Below are 17,213 nucleotides of genomic sequence, written 5' to 3'. Positions count from 1 at the left end.
CAATGACCGACACCGCCCTTCACCCGTCCGCGTTCGACGCGCATCATGACGATCATGCGCATCACGATGCGGATCACAAGCCGGCGTTCTTCGCGCGCTGGTTCATGTCGACGAACCACAAGGACATCGGCACCCTTTACCTGATCTTCGCGATCGTCGCGGGCATCGTTGGCGGCGGCATTTCGGGCCTGATGCGCCTCGAACTGGCTGCGCCGGGCATCCAGTATCTCGGCGCCTGGGCCAGCTGGTTCCATGGCAGCCCGCAGAGCCTCGACGAATCGCTCCACTTCTGGAACGTGCTGATCACCGCGCACGGCCTGATCATGGTGTTCTTCATGGTCATGCCCGCCATGATCGGCGGCTTCGGCAACTGGTTCGTGCCGCTGATGATCGGCGCGCCGGACATGGCGTTCCCGCGCATGAACAATATCAGCTTCTGGCTGCTGGTTCCGGCGTTCATCCTGCTCTTCTCCTCGCCCTTCTTTGGCGGGGCGGGCACCGGCTGGACGGTCTATGCGCCGCTTTCCACTTATGGTGAGCCCGGGCCTTCGGTCGACATGGCGATCCTCTCGCTCCATCTCGCGGGCGCCAGCTCGATCCTGGGCGCGATCAACTTCATCACCACCATCTTCAACATGCGCGCGCCGGGCATGACCCTGCACAAGATGCCGCTGTTCGTCTGGTCGGTGCTGGTGACGGCGTTCCTGCTGCTGCTCTCGCTGCCGGTCCTCGCCGCGGCGATCACCATGTTGCTGACCGACCGCAACTTCCACACCACCTTCTTCGATCCGGCCGGCGGCGGCGACCCGATCCTGTACCAGCATCTGTTCTGGTTCTTCGGTCACCCCGAGGTGTACATCATGATCCTGCCGGGCTTCGGCATGATCAGCCACATCATCTCGACCTTCTCGAAGAAGCCGGTGTTCGGCTATCTCGGCATGGCTTATGCCATGGTCGCGATCGGGGTGGTCGGCTTCGTCGTGTGGGCGCACCACATGTTCACCACCGGCCTCAGCGTGAACGTGAAGATGTACTTCACCGCCGCGACGATGGTCATCGCGGTCCCGACCGGCATCAAGATCTTTTCCTGGATCGCGACGATGTGGGGCGGCTCGCTCAGCTTCAAGACGCCGATGGTCTGGGCGATCGGCTTTATCTTCATGTTCACCGTGGGTGGCGTGACCGGCGTCGTGCTCGCCAATGGCGGCGTCGACGACGTGATGCAGGACACCTATTACGTGGTGGCGCACTTCCATTACGTGCTGTCGCTCGGCGCGGTGTTCAGCCTGTTCGCCGGCTTCTACTACTGGTTCCCGAAGATGTCGGGCCGGATGTACAACGAGTTCCTCGGCCAGCTGCACTTCTGGGTGTTCTTCATCGGTGTGAACGTCATGTTCTTCCCGATGCACTTCCTAGGCGTGCAGGGCATGCCGCGGCGTATTCCGGACTACAATCCGGAATATGAGTATTTCAATCACATGGCCTCGATCGGCTATATGATCATGGGGCTGTCGATGCTGGTGTTCTTCGCCAACATCATCTGGTCTCTGTTCGCGGGCAAAAAGGCAGGCGACAATCCCTGGGGCGACGGCGCGACGACGCTCGAATGGACCCTGTCGAGCCCACCGCCCTACCATCAGTTCGAGACGCTGCCGCGGATCGACTGACGCGCGGGGCCGCCTGTGGCGGCATCACCAACCGATAGCGGCGCCGGATTCGACCGGCGCCGCTGCGCATTGAAATGACGATGAACACGACGACCGCACAGCCACTCCTGCTTCCCGCCGACTGGCGCGATTTCCTCGCGCTCACAAAGCCGCGGGTGATGACGCTCGTCGTCTTCACCGGCCTGTGCGGGATGCTGGCGGCGCCGGTCGGGATCGATCCGGTGCTCGGGTTCACCGCGATCCTGTGCATCGCGCTCGGCGCGGGTGCGGCGGGCGCGCTCAATCAATGGTATGAGGCCGATATCGACGCGGTGATGAAGCGCACCGCCAGGCGGCCGCTTCCCGCCGGCCGCATGGACCGGCAATCGGCGCTGCATTTCGGCGTTGGGCTGGCGGCCTTTTCGGTGATCCTGATGGGGTTGGCGGTGAACCTGATCGCCGCCGCGATCCTGACCGTATCGATCCTGTTCTACGTCCTGGTCTATACCGTCTGGCTGAAACGCCGGACGCCGCAGAATATCGTCATCGGCGGCGCCGCGGGCGCCTTTCCACCGCTGATCGGTTGGGCCGCCGCGACCGGTGACGTCGCGACCCTGCCGGTGCTGCTGTTCACCCTCGTCTTCCTCTGGACCCCGCCGCATTTCTGGGCGCTCGCGCTGTTCATGAAGTCCGATTACGCCGCTGCGGGCGTGCCGATGATGCCCGTCGTGGCGGGCGAGCGCACCACCCGGCTGCAGATCGGGCTCTACACCATCCCGATGGCGGCGGTGGCGATCGCGCCCTGGGCGCTCGGCCTGACCGGGGCGATCTATGGCGGCGTCGCCGTCGTGACCACCCTGGTCTTCGCCGCGCTGGCGCTGCAGGTCAGCCTGCGCACCACCGGCACGGGCGATGCGATGAAGCCGGAAAAGCGGCTGTTCGCCTGGTCGATCCTCTATCTTTTCATTCTTTTCGGCGCGCTGGTCGTCGACAGATGGGTCGGCTGATGCAGAATGACGACGATCAGATCCGCGCCCGCCAGCGTTCGCGCGCGGTCGTCATGGCCCTGTTGCTCGGCGCCTTCGTCATCCTGGTGTTCGCCATCAGCATCGTGAAGATCAAGGCGGGGGTCGCGCATTGACCCGTACGCTGCGCACCGCGATCCTCGCCGGCATCGGCGTCTGCTGCATGACCGGGCTCGGCTATGCCAGCGTGCCGCTGTACCGCATGTTCTGCGAGGCGACGGGGCTCAACGGCACCACGCAGCGCGGGCTGGTCGCGCCGGGCGCGGTCGGCGACGCGCAGGTGCGCATCGATTTCGACACGAACGTGTCGCCCAAGCTGCCCTGGACCTTCAAGCCCGAAGTGCCGTCGGAGACGATCGCCATCGGCGCGCGCGACATGGCGTTCTTCACCGCGACCAACAAGAGCGACAAGCCCGTCACCGGCACCGCGACGTTCAACGTCACGCCGGCCCAGGCAGGCAAATATTTCACCAAGATCCAGTGCTTCTGCTTCACCCAGCAGACGCTGAAGCCGGGTGAGACCGCGCGCATGCCGGTCATCTTCTTCGTCGACCCGAAGATCCTCGCCGATCCGGACGCGGCCGACGTGAAGAATATCACCCTCAGCTACACTTTTTACCCTGTGGATTCCGCGAAAGCCGCAAGCTAGAGCGTTGTCGACAGCCTAATAACGGGGACCGAAGAATGGCCGGCGCCAAGAACCACGACTACCATATCCTGCCACCCGATATCTGGCCGTTCGTCGGCGCCTTCTCGGCGCTCACCATGGCGATCGGCGGCATCATGTGGATGCACTCCGCGGCCGTGTTCGGCATCGGCGGCGGTGTCGTCTTCTTCATCGGCGTCGCGGCGGTGCTGCTCACCATGTTCTCCTGGTGGGGCAATGTGATCAAGGAAGCGCATGCCGGCGATCATACGCCGGTGGTGCAGCTCCACCTGCGCTACGGCATGATCCTGTTCATCGCCTCGGAAGTGATGTTCTTCGTCGGCTGGTTCTGGGCGTTCTTCGATTTCTCGCTGTTCCCGGCGCCGGTGCAGCTCGCCGACGGCACCGTCAGCCTGATCGCCGATGCCGCGCGCGGCACCTGGCCGCCCAAGGGCCTCGAGGTGATCGACGCCTTCAAGTTCCCGCTGCTCAACACGATCATCCTGCTCACCTCGGGCACGACGGTCACCTGGGCGCACCACGCGCTGATCCACAATCAGCGTGGCGGCGAAAAGACTGGCCTGTGGGGCCTGCTCGGCGTGGGCAACCGCGACGGCGTGCTCAAGGGCCTGTGGCTGACGATCATACTCGGCCTGCTCTTCTCGTCGATCCAGGCCTATGAATATGCCGAGGCGCCCTTCCCCTTCCAGGGGATCAACTATGGCGCGTCCTTCTTCATGGCGACCGGCTTTCACGGCTTCCACGTCATCATCGGCACGATCTTCCTGATCGTCTGCCTGATCCGCGCCTATAAGGGCGACTTCACCCCGCGCCAGCATTTCGGCTTCGAAGCCGCCGCCTGGTACTGGCATTTCGTCGACGTGGTGTGGCTGTTCCTGTTCGTCTCGATCTATGTCTGGGGCGGCTGGGGCGCACCGGTCCACGGCGGCTAAGGCCGGCGTGACGTCGCGCTGGCATCTTGCCCAGGTCAATATCGGCCGGCTCGTCGCGCCGGCCGATGATCCGCAGGTCGCCGGCTTCTTCGAGCAACTCGACCGGATCAACGCGCTGGCCGAGGCGAGCGCGGGATTCGTCTGGCGGCTGAAGGGCGAGGGCAACAGCGCCACCGATCTTCAGCCGACCCCCGATCCCAGGCTGATCGTCAACATGTCGGTCTGGGCGGATGCCGAATCGCTGTTCGACTATGTCTATCGCAGCGCCCACACGCCGGTGATGGCGCAGCGCAGGGCCTGGTTCGGCCGGTTCGACGGGGCCTATCAGGCGCTGTGGTGGATTCCCGCGGGCTCGACCCCCACTGTCGACGAAGCCTTCGCCCGGCTCTGGCTGCTCGACCGCTTCGGCCCGAGCGAGCGGGCCTTTACCTTCAAGCTGCGCCATCCCGCGCCCGATGCGCCGGGCCTGCCCGTCGACATGCGGCCCGATCCATGGTGCATCGGTCACGCCTGAGCCCGTCTCCTCGCCGCGCCCCGCGCCCGCTGACGTGGCGATCAAGGGCCTGTGTCCCCAGTGCGGCAGCCGGACCTTGTTTGCCGGCATGACGAAATTCGCGGATCGCTGCACCGTTTGCGGACTCGATCTCACCCGGTTCAATGTCGGCGACGGGCCGGCCGCCTTCCTCACCCTGATCGTTGGCGGGCTGCTCGTCGGCGTGGCGGTGACCCTGCAGCTGACGGTCGAGCCGCCGCTCTGGCTGCTGGCGCTGATCCTCATCCCGCTGGCGGCGGTCGCCGTGACGGGATCGCTGCGTATCGCCAAGGGCGCGCTGCTCGCCTTCGAATATCGCAACTCGGCGCACGAAGGCCGGATCTCCGACTCGTGAAGCCGCGCTTCCCCATCGTCGCGACCATCCTGGTCGGCCTCGCCATCGCGGCGATGATCGCGCTTGGCGTGTGGCAGCTGGAGCGCAAGGGGCAGAAGGAAGCGCTGCTCGTGCGCCTTGCCGCCAATCGCGCGCTGCCGCCGATCGCCTTTCCGCGTATTCCGGTCGACGATACCCTGCTGTTCCGCCGCGCCAGCGCCTTCTGCCTCCAGGCGGTCAGCTTCAAGGTCGAGGGCGGTCGCAACGCCGCGGGCCGGACCGGCTGGCGCCAGATCGCCCAGTGCCGCACCGGCGCCGAGGGCCCCGGCCTCACCGTGCTGATGGGCGTGGCCAAGGCGCCCGACGCCAAGCCGGCTTGGGGCGGCGGCGAAGTGACCGGCTATATCAGCCATGCGCCCGATCACCGGCCGATGATCGCCACCTGGTTCTCGCGCCAGCCCAAGACCCTGATGCTGGTCGCCGATCCGCCGGTGGCCGGGCTCGACGCCAATCCGCAGCCCGATCTTGCCTCGGTCCCCAACAACCATCTCGCTTATGCCGTGCAATGGTTCCTGTTCGCGCTCGTCGCCGGGGTGATCTACGGGATAGCGCTGCGTCGCCGCCTGAAAGTTTGATCCGCTTGTGACTTTGCCGCGCCGCGGTTAGGCGCAACGGCCATGCGCTATATCAGCACCCGTGGGGCGGCTCCCGTCCTGGACTTCGAACAGGTCACGCTCGCCGGCCTCGCCAGCGATGGCGGCCTTTACGTGCCCGAGACCTGGCCCACCCTGAGCGCCGACGAGATCGCCGGGCTGCGCGGCCTGTCCTATGTCGACACCGCCGTCGCGGTGATGGCACCCTTTGTCGAGGGCACGCTTTCCCGCGAGGAGCTGCGTGATCTGTGCGTCCAGGCCTATGGCCGGTTCTCGCACAACGCCGTCACGCCGCTCGTCCAGCTCGACCACCGGCACTGGCTGCTCGAGCTGTTTCATGGCCCGACCCTCGCCTTCAAGGATGTCGCGCTGCAGCTGCTCGGCCTGTTGTTCGAGCGGTTCCTGGCTGGCTCCGACAAGCATGTCACGATCGTCGGCGCGACCTCGGGCGATACCGGCTCGGCCGCGATCGACGCGCTGGCCGGTCGCACCGGCGTCGACGTGTTCATGCTTCACCCGAACGGCCGGGTGTCGGACGTGCAGCGCCGCCAGATGACCACGGTGCTTGCCCCCAACATCCACAATATCGCGATCGACGGCAGCTTCGACGACGCCCAGGCGCTGGTGAAGGCGATGTTCAACGATCCCGGCTTTTCCGGGAAATTCCAGCTCTCGGCGGTCAATTCGATCAACTGGGCCCGGCTGATGGCGCAGGTGGTCTATTATTTCTACGCCGCCGTCCGCCTCGGCGCGCCCGACCGTCCCGTCGCCTTCTCGGTCCCGACCGGCAATTTCGGCGACGTCTTCGCCGGCTATGTCGCGGCGAGGATGGGCCTGCCGGTGGCGAAGCTGGTCGTCGCGACCAACGTCAACGACATCCTCCACCGCGCGCTCGCGCACGGCGATTATTCGCAAGGCACGGTGGTGCCGACGCCCAGCCCGTCGATGGACATCCAGGTCTCGAGCAATTTCGAACGGCTGTTGTTCGATCTCGGCGGCCGCGACGGCAACGCGACTCGCGAACAGATGCGCGGTTTCGAGGCAAGCAAGGCGATGCGCCTGACCAACGCCCAGCGCGAAGGCGCCGCCGGCCTGTTCGTCAGCGACCGCATCGATCTCGACGACATGGCGCTGGCGATGCGCTGGGCCTGTGACGGCTCCGGCCAGGTGATCGATCCGCACACCGCGATCGGCCTCGCCGCCGCGCGCCGCGCCGATCTTGCCGCCGACATACCGGTGGTCACCCTGGCGACCGCGCACCCGGCCAAGTTCCGCGAACCGGTCGAGCGCGCGACTGGCGTGCGCCCGTCGCTCCCGGCCCGTATCGGCGACCTGTTCGACCGGCAGGAGCGCTACGCGACCCTGCCCGGCACCTTCGACGCGGTCACCGGCTATATCGCCGAACGGGCGGTGGCGAAGGCGTGATGATGTTCTCCCCGTTCGTTTCGAGCGAAGTCGAGAAACAGGTACCAGGCGCAGGTTTCTCGACTTCGGCCCGAAGGGCCGAAGCCTGTCCTGAGCGCCTGCCTACGCGGGCAGTCGAAGGGCTCGAAACGAACGGAGAAGGGGTGTGAACCTAGTAACACTCATCGGCGAGCCCTGGGCTGACTATGGGCTGATCGACTCCGGCCATGGCCGCAAGCTCGAACGCTATGGCCGCTTCCGGTTCATCCGCCCCGAGGGCCAGGCGCTCTGGGCCCCGGCGCGCGACGACTGGCGCGCCCAGGCGGAGTTCGTGCCCGGATCGGACGAGGAAGGCGGCGGCCGCTGGGAATTCGCCGAACCGGTCCCCCGCGATGGCTGGCCGCTCAAATGGGATCAGGTCAGCTTCCAGGCGCAGACCACGCCGTTCCGCCATCTCGGCTTCTTCCCGGACATGGCGCCGGTATGGAGCTGGATGCGCGAGCAGGTCGCCGGGATGGAAGCGCCCGAATGCCTCAACCTGTTCGGCTATACCGGCGTCGGTACGCTCGCCATGGCCGCCAAGGGCGCGAAGATGGTCCATGTCGACGCCTCGAAGAAATCGGTCGAGGCGGCCCGCGCCAATGCGGTGCTCTCCGGCATGGCCGACAAGCCGATCCGCTGGATGACCGACGACGCGACCAAGTTCGTCGCCCGCGAAGTCCGTCGCGGCCGGCGCTATGACGGCATCCTGCTCGATCCCCCCAAATTCGGCCGCGGGCCGGAGGGCGAAGTGTGGAAGCTGGAGGAAGGCCTGCCCGGCCTGATCGCCGATTGCCGCAAGCTCCTCGACGGCGAATCGCGCTTCCTGTTCCTTACCGTCTATGCGGTGCGCATGTCGGCGCTGGCGATCGGCGAGCTGCTCAATCAGGCGCTGGGCGATCTCGGCGGCAGGGTGGAAGCCGGAGAACTGGCGGTACGCGAAGAAGCGCGCGGGCTGCTGCTACCAACGGCGATCTGGGCGCGGTGGTCGCGATAAATTCCTCGGGACGATCCCAACTTCCCGTTCGTTTCGAGCGAAGTCGAGAAACAGGCACCAGGAGCAGGTTTCTCGACTTCGCTCGAAACGAACGGGGGAAAGACGCTTCCTGCCCGAAGTAATCTCACTCCATCCCCGCCCGCATTGCTGCCCCCGCCACGAACGGCGCCCCGGCCACCAGCATCAAACTCACCGCCGCGAGCAGCTTCACCGCCCCCATCCCCCCATCGATCGATCCGGCCCCGAAGATCAGCAACGGCACCGCCAGCGGCAGCATCACCAGCCCCGCGACCGCCCCGGCCCCTCTTAATCCCGATACCAAAGCCGATGTCGCGACCGCCAAAGCCGCCAGCCCCGGCGTCCCGATCAGCAACCCCAGTTCCACCTGCAACACGGTCTCGCCCGACAGGTCCAGCAGCCCCGCCGCGATCACCGCCGCCAGCATCAAGGGCGGCCCGAAGGCGAGCCAATGCCCCACCATCTTCGCCGCCGCGACGCTCGCCATGCTCAGCCCCCGCACCGCGAACTGATCGAGCACCCCGCTCTCGGCATCCGGCCCGATCAGCCGCTCGACCGGCATCAGCGCCGCCAGCAATGCGGCCGCCCAGATCACCCCGCCGCCGACCCGCGCGAGCAACGCCACATCGGGCCCGATCGCAAAGGGAAACAGGATCGCGACGAGCAGGAAGAAAGCGAGCGTATAGGTCACGCTCCCCCCGGCCCAGGCCCGGGCGAGGTCGCGCGCGACCAGGGTGAGGAACGGTTTCATGCGGCGCCCAGTTCGATCGGCATCGCGCCCGGCACCTCGATCGGCAGGTGCGTCGCGACCAGCGCGGTCCCGCCGCGCGCACGATGCGCGGCGATCAGAGTCTCCAGCACCCGCACGCTCGCATCGTCCAGCCCATTGGCCGGTTCGTCGAGCAGCCAGAGCGGTGCCCCGCTCGCCACCACCCGCGCCAGCGCGGCACGGCGACGCTGTCCGGTCGAGAGCAGCCGCACCGGCACCTCGGCCAGCGCGGTCAGCCGGGTCGCCTCCAGCGCAGCCGCGACGCGCGCGCCCGGATCGCCGTCATCGTCGTCCAGCGCCGCCCAGAAGCGCAGCGCGCTGCCCAGTCGCCGCTCCCCGTCGAGCGCCGCAGCCTCGGCCATCAATGCCCGCGCGGGCGGTCCTTCGACGTCGCCCGCCGCCGGTTTGAGCAACCCCGCCGCGACCCGGATCAGGCTGGATTTGCCGACCCCGTTCGGCCCGGTCACCAGTGCCGCGCCGCCGGCCGGAATCGCGAAGGACAGGCGCTCGAACAGCACCCGCCCACCACGCGCGCAGGTCACCTCGCGGAACGCGAGCGTCACGCGTCCCCCACCATATCCTCCAGCGCATGCATATCGTCGTCGGACAGGCCGAAATGATGCCCCACTTCATGGATCATCACATGCGCGACCAGCTCGTCCAGCCCGACGCCGGTCTCGATCCATTCCTCCAGGATCGCGCGGCGATAGAGATGGATGCGGTCGGGCAGCGACCCCGATTCCATCGAGGATTTCTCACCCACCGGCCGGCCGTGATACAGCCCGGTCAGGTCGAGCGGATGCTCGATGCCCAGCGCGTCGAGCGTTTCCTCATCGGCGAACTCCTCGACGATCAGCACGACATCGCCGAGATGCGCGCGGAATTCGGCAGGCAGCGCATTGAGCGCCTTCAGCGCGATCGCGCGGATCGCATCGGCATCGGGCGCGCTACGCGGTTGAACGGATGCTGGCATGGGCTATGCCTTAAGGCCAAGGCGCGGAGTGCGCCAGCAGGAGGAAATGGTGCCGATCGAGCAACTGACCGAGGAAGAGCGCACGGACGCGCTGGACGAGCTCGACGAATGGGATTTCGACGAAGCCCGCGACGCGATCACCCGCACCTTCACCTTCGCCGATTTCAGCGAGGCCTTCGCCTTCATGACCCGCGTCGCGCTGCTCGCGGAAAAGGCGGATCACCATCCCGAATGGTCGAACATATGGAACCGGGTCGAGATCCTGCTGACCACCCATGACGCGGGCGGCCTCTCCCAGCGCGATGTCGACATGGCCGAGGCGATCGATTTGCTGATGGGCTGACTCGTAAGGACCCGCCCCCTCAAACAGACCAGTCTCCCATGGTCTGTGGCGCGCTGGACGAGAGGGTCGAGAAGGGATTCGCGCAGAGGCGCTGAGGCGCAGAGAGTCCCTTCACCACGCGGGCTCGCTCAATTGCGTCTCATCCTCTCCGCGCCTCAGCGTCTCCGCGCGAACTTCCTTTTCTCTACGAAACAAGCGCGGGATGCGCATAGGTGAGAGCCCCGAAGAGGAGGGGTTAAATCTCAATGGCCTCCGGTAACCCCCCGCCGCATCATCTTGCGCAGCGCGCCGGGTGCCCAGCGGGCCGCGAACGCCATGCGCCGCGCGGTCTTGCCCACATAGCTATGCAGCCGGTCGCCATGCACGGCGTCCCACGCCGCCTGGGCGACCGCGCTCACCGGCGTCAGCTCGAGCCCAGCCGCGGTCACCGTTTCGCGGATCGACCGGTTCGATCCCCCCGCGGGCGAATTGAGCAGCGGTGTCTCGATGAAGCTCGGCACCAGGTCGCGCACCTTGATGCCGGCGCCATGCCATTCGCCGTCCAGCGCCTCGGTCATCGCGCGCACGCCGAACTTGGTCATCGAATAGGGTACCAGCCCGGACGAGCCGTAGATCGCCGAGGCGGAGGCGGTGTTGAGCAGGCACGATCCCGGGGTCCGCGCGAGATAGGCATAACCGATCCGCGCCCCGTTGAGCACGCCGGTCAGGTTGATCGCGACGGTCCGGTCGATATCCTCGAAGCTCATCTCGGCGAGCGGTCCGCCCGTCCCGATCCCGGCATTGTTGAACAAGACGTCGAGCGTGCCGCCGGCGGGCGCGGTGAAGGCGTCGAGACTCGCTACCCAGGCATCGCGGTCGCGCACGTCCATCTGATAGGTCTCGGCCATGCCGGCGGGCAGCATCGCCGCGGTCTCGGCAAGGCCCTTCGCATTGACATCGGCCAGCCCGACGCGCCAGCCCTGCGCCGCGAACAGCTTCGCCGTCGCCTGGCCGATGCCCGATCCGCCGCCCGTGATGAAGATCGATTTCTGCGCCGCGTCCGCCATGCTGCCCCTCCCGTCGCCGTTTGACGTTCGCGGCATCCTCCCGCACAAACTGCGCCGATGCCAGAACAATCGCCCGGTCCCTCGGTCGCCTTTGAAGGCGTCACCAAATCCTATGGCGGCACGATCGCGCTCGCCGGCGTCTCGCTGGAGATCGCGGGCGGCAGCTTCGTCGCGCTGGTCGGTGCGTCGGGGTCGGGCAAGTCGACCCTGCTCAAGATGGTCAACCGCCTGATCGAGCCGAGCGCCGGCCGGATCGCCATCGCCGGCGAGGAAGCGACCAATGCCGAGCCCTGCGCGCTGCGCCGGCGGATCGGCTATGTCTTCCAGAATATCGGCCTGTTCCCGCATATGAGTGTCGCCGAGAATATCGGCATCGGTCTGCGCCTCGCGGGCGAGAAGGATCGCGCCGGCCGCATCGCCGATCTGCTCGATCTGGTCGATCTGCCGCGCGATTTCGGCACGCGCATGCCCGACGCGCTCTCCGGCGGGCAGCGCCAGCGCGTCGGCGTCGCCCGCGCGCTCGCCACCGCGCCCGGCCTGATGCTGATGGACGAGCCGTTCGGCGCGCTCGATCCGGTCACCCGCGATCAGCTCGGCGCCGCGATCCGCGCGCTGCATGACCGGCTCGGCCTCACCACCATCATGGTCACGCACGACATGGCGGAGGCGCTGCTGCTCGCTGACCGCGTGCTGGTGATGGCCGCCGGAAGGATCGTCGCCGACGCGACGCCCAGGGCGTTGCTCGCGGGGGAGGGCGGGGCGGAGGCCGATGCCCTGGTCGCCGTCCCGCGCGAACAGGCCCGCCGGCTCCACGCGCTGGAGGGTGGCGCATGAGCCCCTTTCTCGAAGCGCTCTCCCGCGTGCCCGATCTGCTCGCCGCGCATCTGCTGCTCGCTGCGTCGGCGCTCGCGCTCGGCCTGGTCATCAGCCTGCCGCTCGCCATCTGGTCGGCGCGCCACCCGACCGTCGCCCGCGTCGCGCTCGGTTTCGCCAGCCTAGTCCAGACCATTCCGTCGCTGGCGCTGCTCGCGCTCTTCTATCCGCTGCTGCTGTCGCTCTCGACGCTGGTCGGCGGCGGCATCCCCGCGCTCGGCTTCCTGCCCTCGCTGCTCGCGCTGACGCTCTACGCGCTGCTCCCGATCCTGCGGAACGGCGTCACCGGCCTCAACGGCATCGACCCGGCGGTGATCGAGGCGGCGGACGGCGTCGGCATGACGGCCTGGCAGAAACTCCGCCTGGTCGAGGCACCGTTGGTCGCGCCGATACTGATGGCCGGCATCCGCACCGCCGCGGTCTGGACGATCGGCGCGGCGACGCTCTCCACCACGGTCGGCCAGCCGAGCCTCGGCGACATGATCTTCGCCGGCCTCCAGACGCAGAACTGGGCGCTGGTGCTTGCCGGTTGCCTCACCGCGGCGGCGCTGGCGCTGGCGGTCGACGCCTTGCTCGGCGTGATCGAGCACGGCATCGCCGCGCGCCGCCCGCTACGGGTATGGATCGCCACCGCCATCCTCGCGGTCGGCGTGCTCGCGGCGCTCGCGCCGCTCTGGCCGAAGGGCGGGCAGACTGTCGTGGTCGGGGCCAAGGGTTTCTCCGAGCAATATATCCTCGCCCGCGTCATCGGCCACCGGCTGGAGAAAGCGGGCTACCGCGTCGAGTATCGCGAAGGGCTCGGCTCGGTCGTCGCTTTCTCGGCGGTCGCCGGCGGCGATATCGATGTCTATGTCGACTATTCCGGCACGATCTGGACCAACGGCATGAAACGCACTGACGTGCCGCCGCGCGCTGCGATCGTGAAGGGCGTGGCCGACTGGGCGCAACGGTATCACGGCGTCCGGCTGCTCGGGTCGCTCGGGTTCGAGAACAGCTATGCCTTCGCCATGCGCGGCGACGATGCCGCCCGGCGCGGTATCCACAGCATCACCGATTTGGCACCGCTCGCGCCGCAATTGCGCCTCGCCACCGATATCGAATTCCTCGAACGCCCCGAATGGGCCGCGGTGAAACGCGCCTACGGCCTGCGCTTCAGGGAGGCGCATCCCTATCAGCCGACCTTCATGTTCCGCGCGCTGACCAGCGGCACGGCGGACGTCATCCCCGCCTTCTCCTCGGACGGCCGCATCGCGGCGGACAAGCTCGCCGTGCTGACCGACCCGAAGGGCGCGATCCCGGGCTATGACGCGATCCTGCTGGTCTCACCCAAACGCGCAAGGGACCGCGCCTTTGTCGATGCCGTGACGCCGCTGATCGGGCACGTGCCCGTAGAGGCGATGCGTGAGGCGAATTACATGGTCGACCGCGACGACGATAAGGCCTCGCCCGAAGAAGCGGCGCGCTGGCTGGAGAAGAAGCTGGGCCTCTAATTTTTTCTTCCCCGGCGGAGGCCGGGGCCCAGTTGAGAAAGCTTTAATGGTCGATCGAGAGGTTCGCCCAACTGGACCCCGGCCTCCGCCGGGGAAGGGCAAGGTTCGAACAGCTCAGCCCCGAACCGCCGTCACGAAATAATCCAGCTTCATATCGTCCGACACGACGAACCCCTTCGCCACCGAAAAACTCAGCCCGCGCGTCTCGACCAGCTTCAGCCCCGCCGCTTCGACCAGCGCCACCAGCTCGTCAGGCGTCAGGAACTTCCCCCAGTCATGCGTGCCCGTGGGAATCTGCCCCGTGCCCTCGCCGATCGTGATCAGCGCCAGCCGTGACAATGCCGTGCGGTTGGGTGTCGACAGGACCATCAGTCCCCCGTCCGCCAGCGCCCCCGCCAGTCCGGCGATGAACGCGCCCGGATCGGTGACATGCTCGATCACTTCCATGCTGGTCACCAGATCGAAGCGCGCCGCGCCCAGCCCCTCGATCCCGCCGGTGCGGTAATCGATCGTCAGCCCCGACAGCTGCGCATGAGCATGCGCCGCGGCGATATTCTCCGCCGCCGCGTCGATCCCGGTCACCGCCGCGCCCAGTCGCGCGAGCGGCTCGCACAACAGCCCCGCACCGCACCCGACGTCCAGCGCAGTCTTGCCCGCCAGCGGCGTGAACCCCGTCTCGTCCAGCCCCCAATGCTGGTCGATCCGCTCGCGCAAATAGCCCAGCCGCACCGGGTTCAGCCGGTGGAGCATCGCCGACGATCCCTTCGGGTTCCACCACTCCGCCGCCATCGCGCCGAAATGCGCGGCTTCGTCGGGATCGATCGTCGTTACGGGGTCGCTTGCCATCACCATGCGGCCTTCCTATCAGGGCGCCCCGCTCACCCCAAGGAATTCTGCACCTCCATGGCCCGTATCGTGATGAAGTTCGGCGGCACCTCCATGGCCGGGATCGAGCGGATCCGGAGCGTCGCCGCGCGCGTCAAACGCGAGGTGGAGGCAGGCAACCAGGTCGCGGTGGTCGTCTCGGCCATGGCGGGCGAGACCGACCGGCTGGTCAATTTCTGCCGCGAGGCCTCGTCGCTCTACGATCCGCATGAATATGACGTGGTCGTCTCGGCCGGCGAACAGATCACCAGCGGCCTGCTCGCGGTCGCATTGCAGGCGATCGGCGTGCCCGCGCGCAGCTGGCTCGGCTGGCAGCTCCCGATCCGCACCTCGGACGGCCATGGCTCGGCGCGCATCGCCGACATCGACACCACCGCGCTCAACGTCTCGCTGGCCAAGGGCGAGGTCGCGGTCATCCCCGGCTTCCAGGGCGTCGCCTCGGGCGAACGCGTCACCACGCTGGGCCGCGGCGGCTCGGATACCTCGGCGGTCGCGATGGCGGCGGCGATGAAGGCCGATCGCTGCGACATCTATACCGATGTCGACGGCGTCTACACCACCGACCCCCGCATCGTGCCGCGCGCGCGCAAGCTGAAGCGGGTCACCTATGAGGAAATGCTCGAGCTCGCCAGCGTCGGGGCCAAGGTGCTCCAGACGCGCTCGGTGGGTCTTGCGATGAAGGAACAGGTCCGCGTCCAGGTGCTCTCGTCCTTCACGGGCGAGGACGCACCGATGGCGGACACATTGCCCGGTACGATGATCGTGGGCGAAGAGGAGATCGACGATATGGAACGCCAGCTCATCACGGGCATCGCGCACGACAAGAACGAAGCGAAGATCACCCTGACCGCGGTGCCGGATCGCCCCGGCGCGGTCGCCTCGATCTTCACGCCGCTGGCCGACGCCAACATCAATGTCGACATGATCGTGCAGAACGTCGCGCATTCGACCGGCTCGACCGACGTGACCTTCACCGTGCCCGGCGCCGATCTCCCGCGCAGCCTCGAAGTGCTCGGCAATGCGCAGGGCGATATCGGCTATGCCACCCTCGTCCACGACACCCGCGTCGCCAAGATCTCGGTGGTCGGCGTCGGCATGCGCAGCCATGCCGGCGTCGCTGCGACCATGTTCAAGACCTTGGGCGAGCGCGGTATCAACATCCAGGCGATCACCACCTCCGAGATCAAGGTCTCGGTGCTGATCGAAGAGGATTATACCGAGCTGGCGGTGCGTGTGCTGCACACGGCTTACGGGCTGGATGCCGAGGACGCGGCCTGACTAAATCCCCCTCCCGCTTGCGGGAGGGGCTAGGGGAGGGCATGTGCGCCACATGACCGATACCATCGCACATGCTGACACGCCCTCCCCCAACCCCTCCCACTCCGTGGGAGGGGAGAGATTGACTCGCCGCATGGCGCGGGGCGCCGCCTTCCTCGGCTCCGAAACCGCCATCCTCTGCGGTGCCATGTCCTGGGTGTCGGAGCGCAACCTCGTCTCCGCCATCTCGAACGCGGGCGGCTTCGGCCTGATCGCGTGCGGCGCGATGACGCCCGAACTGCTCGATGCGGAGATCGCCGGCACCAAGGCGCTCACCGACAAGCCGTTCGGCGTGAACCTGATCACCATGCACCCGATGCTGTTCGACCTGATCGAGGTCTGCAACAAGCATAATGTCGGCCATGTCGTGCTCGCGGGCGGCCTGCCGCCGACGGGCTCGATCGACGCGATCAAGGCGAATGGCGCCAAGCTGATCTGCTTCGCCCCCGCGCTGTCGCTCGCCAAGAAGCTGATCCGATCGGGCGTCGACGCGCTCGTCGTCGAGGGCATGGAGGCCGGCGGCCATATCGGCCCGGTCTCGACCAGCGTGCTCGCGCAGGAGATTCTGCCCGAAGTGTCGGAGCAGGTGCCGGTGTTCGTCGCCGGCGGCATCGGCCGGGGCGAGGCGATCGCGGGCTATCTCGATATGGGCGCGGCGGGCGTGCAGCTCGGCACGCGCTTCGTCTGCGCGACCGAATCGATCGCGCATCCCAATTTCAAGAAGGCGTTCCTGCGCGCTTCGGCCCGCGACGCGGTGGCGAGCGTGCAGATCGATCCGCGCCTGCCGGTCATCCCGGTGCGCGCGCTGAAGAATGCCGGCGGCGAACTGTTCACCGCCAAGCAGCGCGAAGTCGCGCAGCTGCTCGACGAGGGCAAGGTCGAGATGGCCGAGGCCCAGCTCCAGATCGAGCATTATTGGGCCGGTGCGCTGCGCCGCGCGGTGATCGACGGCGATGTCGAGCATGGCAGCCTGATGGCCGGCCAGTCGGTCGGCATGGTGACGAAGGAAGAGCCGGTCGCCGAGATCATCGCGTCGCTGATGGCCGAGGCGGCGCACGCGCTGGAAAAGCGCGCGGCCTGATCGGGACGCGGGAGCGTCGATTCGACATCGCCGCGACAGGGTTCAGCTTGGGGCGGCCGGCACGATAGGCGTGTGCCGCGCCGCTCTTTCTTATTGTTGGAACGAATCGGGTCGCGTTTCGCGGCCGGAACAGCGGAAAATGACGTCGTTTTTCCGGTAAATCGTCACAAGCCATTGACTGCAATCAGG

20 protein-coding genes are annotated in these 17,213 nt (G+C 67.2%); 15 read left to right on the top strand and 5 right to left on the bottom strand.

From position 1 onward, the window contains the following. The first annotated feature begins 2 nt into the window (after positions 1-2). The 10 genes from ctaD to ACZ1I5_RS19340 all read left to right on the top strand — a co-directional run bounded on the left by ctaD (position 3) and on the right by ACZ1I5_RS19340 (position 8,229). Complete coding sequence (gene ctaD / locus ACZ1I5_RS19385; protein WP_465170872.1) at positions 3-1,667, top strand: cytochrome c oxidase subunit I; 1,665 nt, start codon at positions 3-5, stop codon at positions 1,665-1,667. Between the two features lie 80 nt (positions 1,668-1,747). Beyond that, positions 1,748-2,653 carry a heme o synthase gene (locus ACZ1I5_RS19380; protein WP_465170871.1) on the top strand — a complete coding sequence of 302 codons (906 nt, stop codon included), beginning with the start codon at positions 1,748-1,750 and terminating at the stop codon, positions 2,651-2,653. After that, a complete protein-coding gene (locus ACZ1I5_RS19375; RefSeq protein ID WP_465170870.1) occupies positions 2,653-2,787 on the top strand; it encodes a hypothetical protein in 135 nt (44 codons plus the stop codon). Before ACZ1I5_RS19380 ends, ACZ1I5_RS19375 begins: the two co-directional genes overlap by 1 nt. Further along, positions 2,784-3,320, top strand: a complete 537-nt coding sequence (locus tag ACZ1I5_RS19370; RefSeq protein ID WP_465170869.1) for a cytochrome c oxidase assembly protein — start codon at positions 2,784-2,786, stop codon at positions 3,318-3,320. The genes ACZ1I5_RS19375 and ACZ1I5_RS19370 overlap by 4 nt, the downstream gene beginning before the upstream one ends. A 35-nt stretch (positions 3,321-3,355) precedes the next feature. Further along, positions 3,356-4,270, top strand: a complete 915-nt coding sequence (locus tag ACZ1I5_RS19365; RefSeq protein WP_465170868.1) for a cytochrome c oxidase subunit 3 — start codon at positions 3,356-3,358, stop codon at positions 4,268-4,270. Positions 4,271-4,277: 7 nt separating this feature from the next. Further along, positions 4,278-4,784, top strand: a complete 507-nt coding sequence (locus ACZ1I5_RS19360; RefSeq protein WP_465170867.1) for a DUF3291 domain-containing protein — start codon at positions 4,278-4,280, stop codon at positions 4,782-4,784. Then, positions 4,726-5,157, top strand: a complete 432-nt coding sequence (locus ACZ1I5_RS19355; RefSeq protein ID WP_465170866.1) for a DUF983 domain-containing protein — start codon at positions 4,726-4,728, stop codon at positions 5,155-5,157. The genes ACZ1I5_RS19360 and ACZ1I5_RS19355 overlap by 59 nt, the downstream gene beginning before the upstream one ends. Before the next feature lie 53 nt (positions 5,158-5,210). Beyond that, positions 5,211-5,771 carry an SURF1 family protein gene (locus tag ACZ1I5_RS19350; protein WP_465174003.1) on the top strand — a complete coding sequence of 187 codons (561 nt, stop codon included), beginning with the start codon at positions 5,211-5,213 and terminating at the stop codon, positions 5,769-5,771. A gap of 42 nt (positions 5,772-5,813) precedes the next feature. Further along, the gene (thrC, locus tag ACZ1I5_RS19345) at positions 5,814-7,214 is read left to right on the top strand and encodes a threonine synthase (RefSeq protein WP_465170865.1); all 1,401 of its coding nucleotides are present in this window, start codon (positions 5,814-5,816) and stop codon (positions 7,212-7,214) included. 145 nt (positions 7,215-7,359) lie between these two features. Continuing rightward, positions 7,360-8,229, top strand: coding sequence for a class I SAM-dependent methyltransferase (locus ACZ1I5_RS19340; protein ID WP_465170864.1), 870 nt, complete (start codon positions 7,360-7,362; stop codon positions 8,227-8,229). A gap of 124 nt (positions 8,230-8,353) precedes the next feature. Here ACZ1I5_RS19340 and ACZ1I5_RS19335 read toward each other — a convergent pair whose 3' ends face one another. The 3 genes from ACZ1I5_RS19335 to ACZ1I5_RS19325 are packed head-to-tail and all read right to left on the bottom strand — an operon-like array spanning position 8,354 to position 9,989. Continuing rightward, positions 8,354-8,998 carry a heme exporter protein CcmB gene (locus tag ACZ1I5_RS19335; RefSeq protein ID WP_465170863.1) on the bottom strand — a complete coding sequence of 215 codons (645 nt, stop codon included), beginning with the start codon at positions 8,996-8,998 and terminating at the stop codon, positions 8,354-8,356. Beyond that, on the bottom strand, positions 8,995-9,579 hold the full coding sequence (ccmA, locus tag ACZ1I5_RS19330) for a heme ABC exporter ATP-binding protein CcmA (protein ID WP_465170862.1): 585 nt from the start codon (positions 9,577-9,579) through the stop codon (positions 8,995-8,997). The genes ACZ1I5_RS19335 and ccmA overlap by 4 nt, the downstream gene beginning before the upstream one ends. Next, positions 9,576-9,989: a metallopeptidase family protein gene (locus ACZ1I5_RS19325; protein WP_465170861.1), complete on the bottom strand. Its 414-nt coding sequence runs from the start codon at positions 9,987-9,989 to the stop codon at positions 9,576-9,578. The genes ccmA and ACZ1I5_RS19325 overlap by 4 nt, the downstream gene beginning before the upstream one ends. A 49-nt stretch (positions 9,990-10,038) precedes the next feature. On the opposite strand from ACZ1I5_RS19325, the gene ACZ1I5_RS19320 reads away from it, so the two are divergent. After that, the gene (locus tag ACZ1I5_RS19320; protein WP_465170860.1) at positions 10,039-10,332 is read left to right on the top strand and encodes a 4a-hydroxytetrahydrobiopterin dehydratase; all 294 of its coding nucleotides are present in this window, start codon (positions 10,039-10,041) and stop codon (positions 10,330-10,332) included. Positions 10,333-10,574: 242 nt separating this feature from the next. Here the strand turns inward: ACZ1I5_RS19320 and ACZ1I5_RS19315 are convergent, their stop codons facing one another. Continuing rightward, positions 10,575-11,378: an SDR family oxidoreductase gene (locus ACZ1I5_RS19315; RefSeq protein WP_465170859.1), complete on the bottom strand. Its 804-nt coding sequence runs from the start codon at positions 11,376-11,378 to the stop codon at positions 10,575-10,577. 57 nt (positions 11,379-11,435) lie between these two features. On the opposite strand from ACZ1I5_RS19315, the gene ACZ1I5_RS19310 reads away from it, so the two are divergent. Together ACZ1I5_RS19310 and ACZ1I5_RS19305 are read left to right on the top strand one after the other, a co-directional pair. After that, positions 11,436-12,212, top strand: a complete 777-nt coding sequence (locus tag ACZ1I5_RS19310; RefSeq protein WP_465170858.1) for an ATP-binding cassette domain-containing protein — start codon at positions 11,436-11,438, stop codon at positions 12,210-12,212. After that, positions 12,209-13,741, top strand: a complete 1,533-nt coding sequence (locus tag ACZ1I5_RS19305) for an ABC transporter permease/substrate-binding protein (RefSeq protein ID WP_465170857.1) — start codon at positions 12,209-12,211, stop codon at positions 13,739-13,741. The genes ACZ1I5_RS19310 and ACZ1I5_RS19305 overlap by 4 nt, the downstream gene beginning before the upstream one ends. A gap of 114 nt (positions 13,742-13,855) precedes the next feature. On the opposite strand, the gene ubiG is transcribed toward ACZ1I5_RS19305, so the two are convergent. Next, the gene (ubiG, locus tag ACZ1I5_RS19300; RefSeq protein WP_465174002.1) at positions 13,856-14,587 is read right to left on the bottom strand and encodes a bifunctional 2-polyprenyl-6-hydroxyphenol methylase/3-demethylubiquinol 3-O-methyltransferase UbiG; all 732 of its coding nucleotides are present in this window, start codon (positions 14,585-14,587) and stop codon (positions 13,856-13,858) included. A gap of 57 nt (positions 14,588-14,644) precedes the next feature. Here ubiG and ACZ1I5_RS19295 point away from each other — a divergent pair, with 57 nt between their 5' ends. After that, positions 14,645-15,904, top strand: a complete 1,260-nt coding sequence (locus ACZ1I5_RS19295; protein ID WP_465170856.1) for an aspartate kinase — start codon at positions 14,645-14,647, stop codon at positions 15,902-15,904. Positions 15,905-16,037: 133 nt separating this feature from the next. Continuing rightward, on the top strand, positions 16,038-17,024 hold the full coding sequence (locus tag ACZ1I5_RS19290; protein ID WP_465174001.1) for an NAD(P)H-dependent flavin oxidoreductase: 987 nt from the start codon (positions 16,038-16,040) through the stop codon (positions 17,022-17,024). The last annotated feature ends 189 nt before the right edge of the window (positions 17,025-17,213 follow it).

The organism is Sphingomonas sp. BL-S-30 (assembly GCF_055521475.1).
The sequence above is the reverse complement of the archived record's forward strand: the minus strand, read 5'-3'. Positions and strand labels throughout refer to the sequence as shown.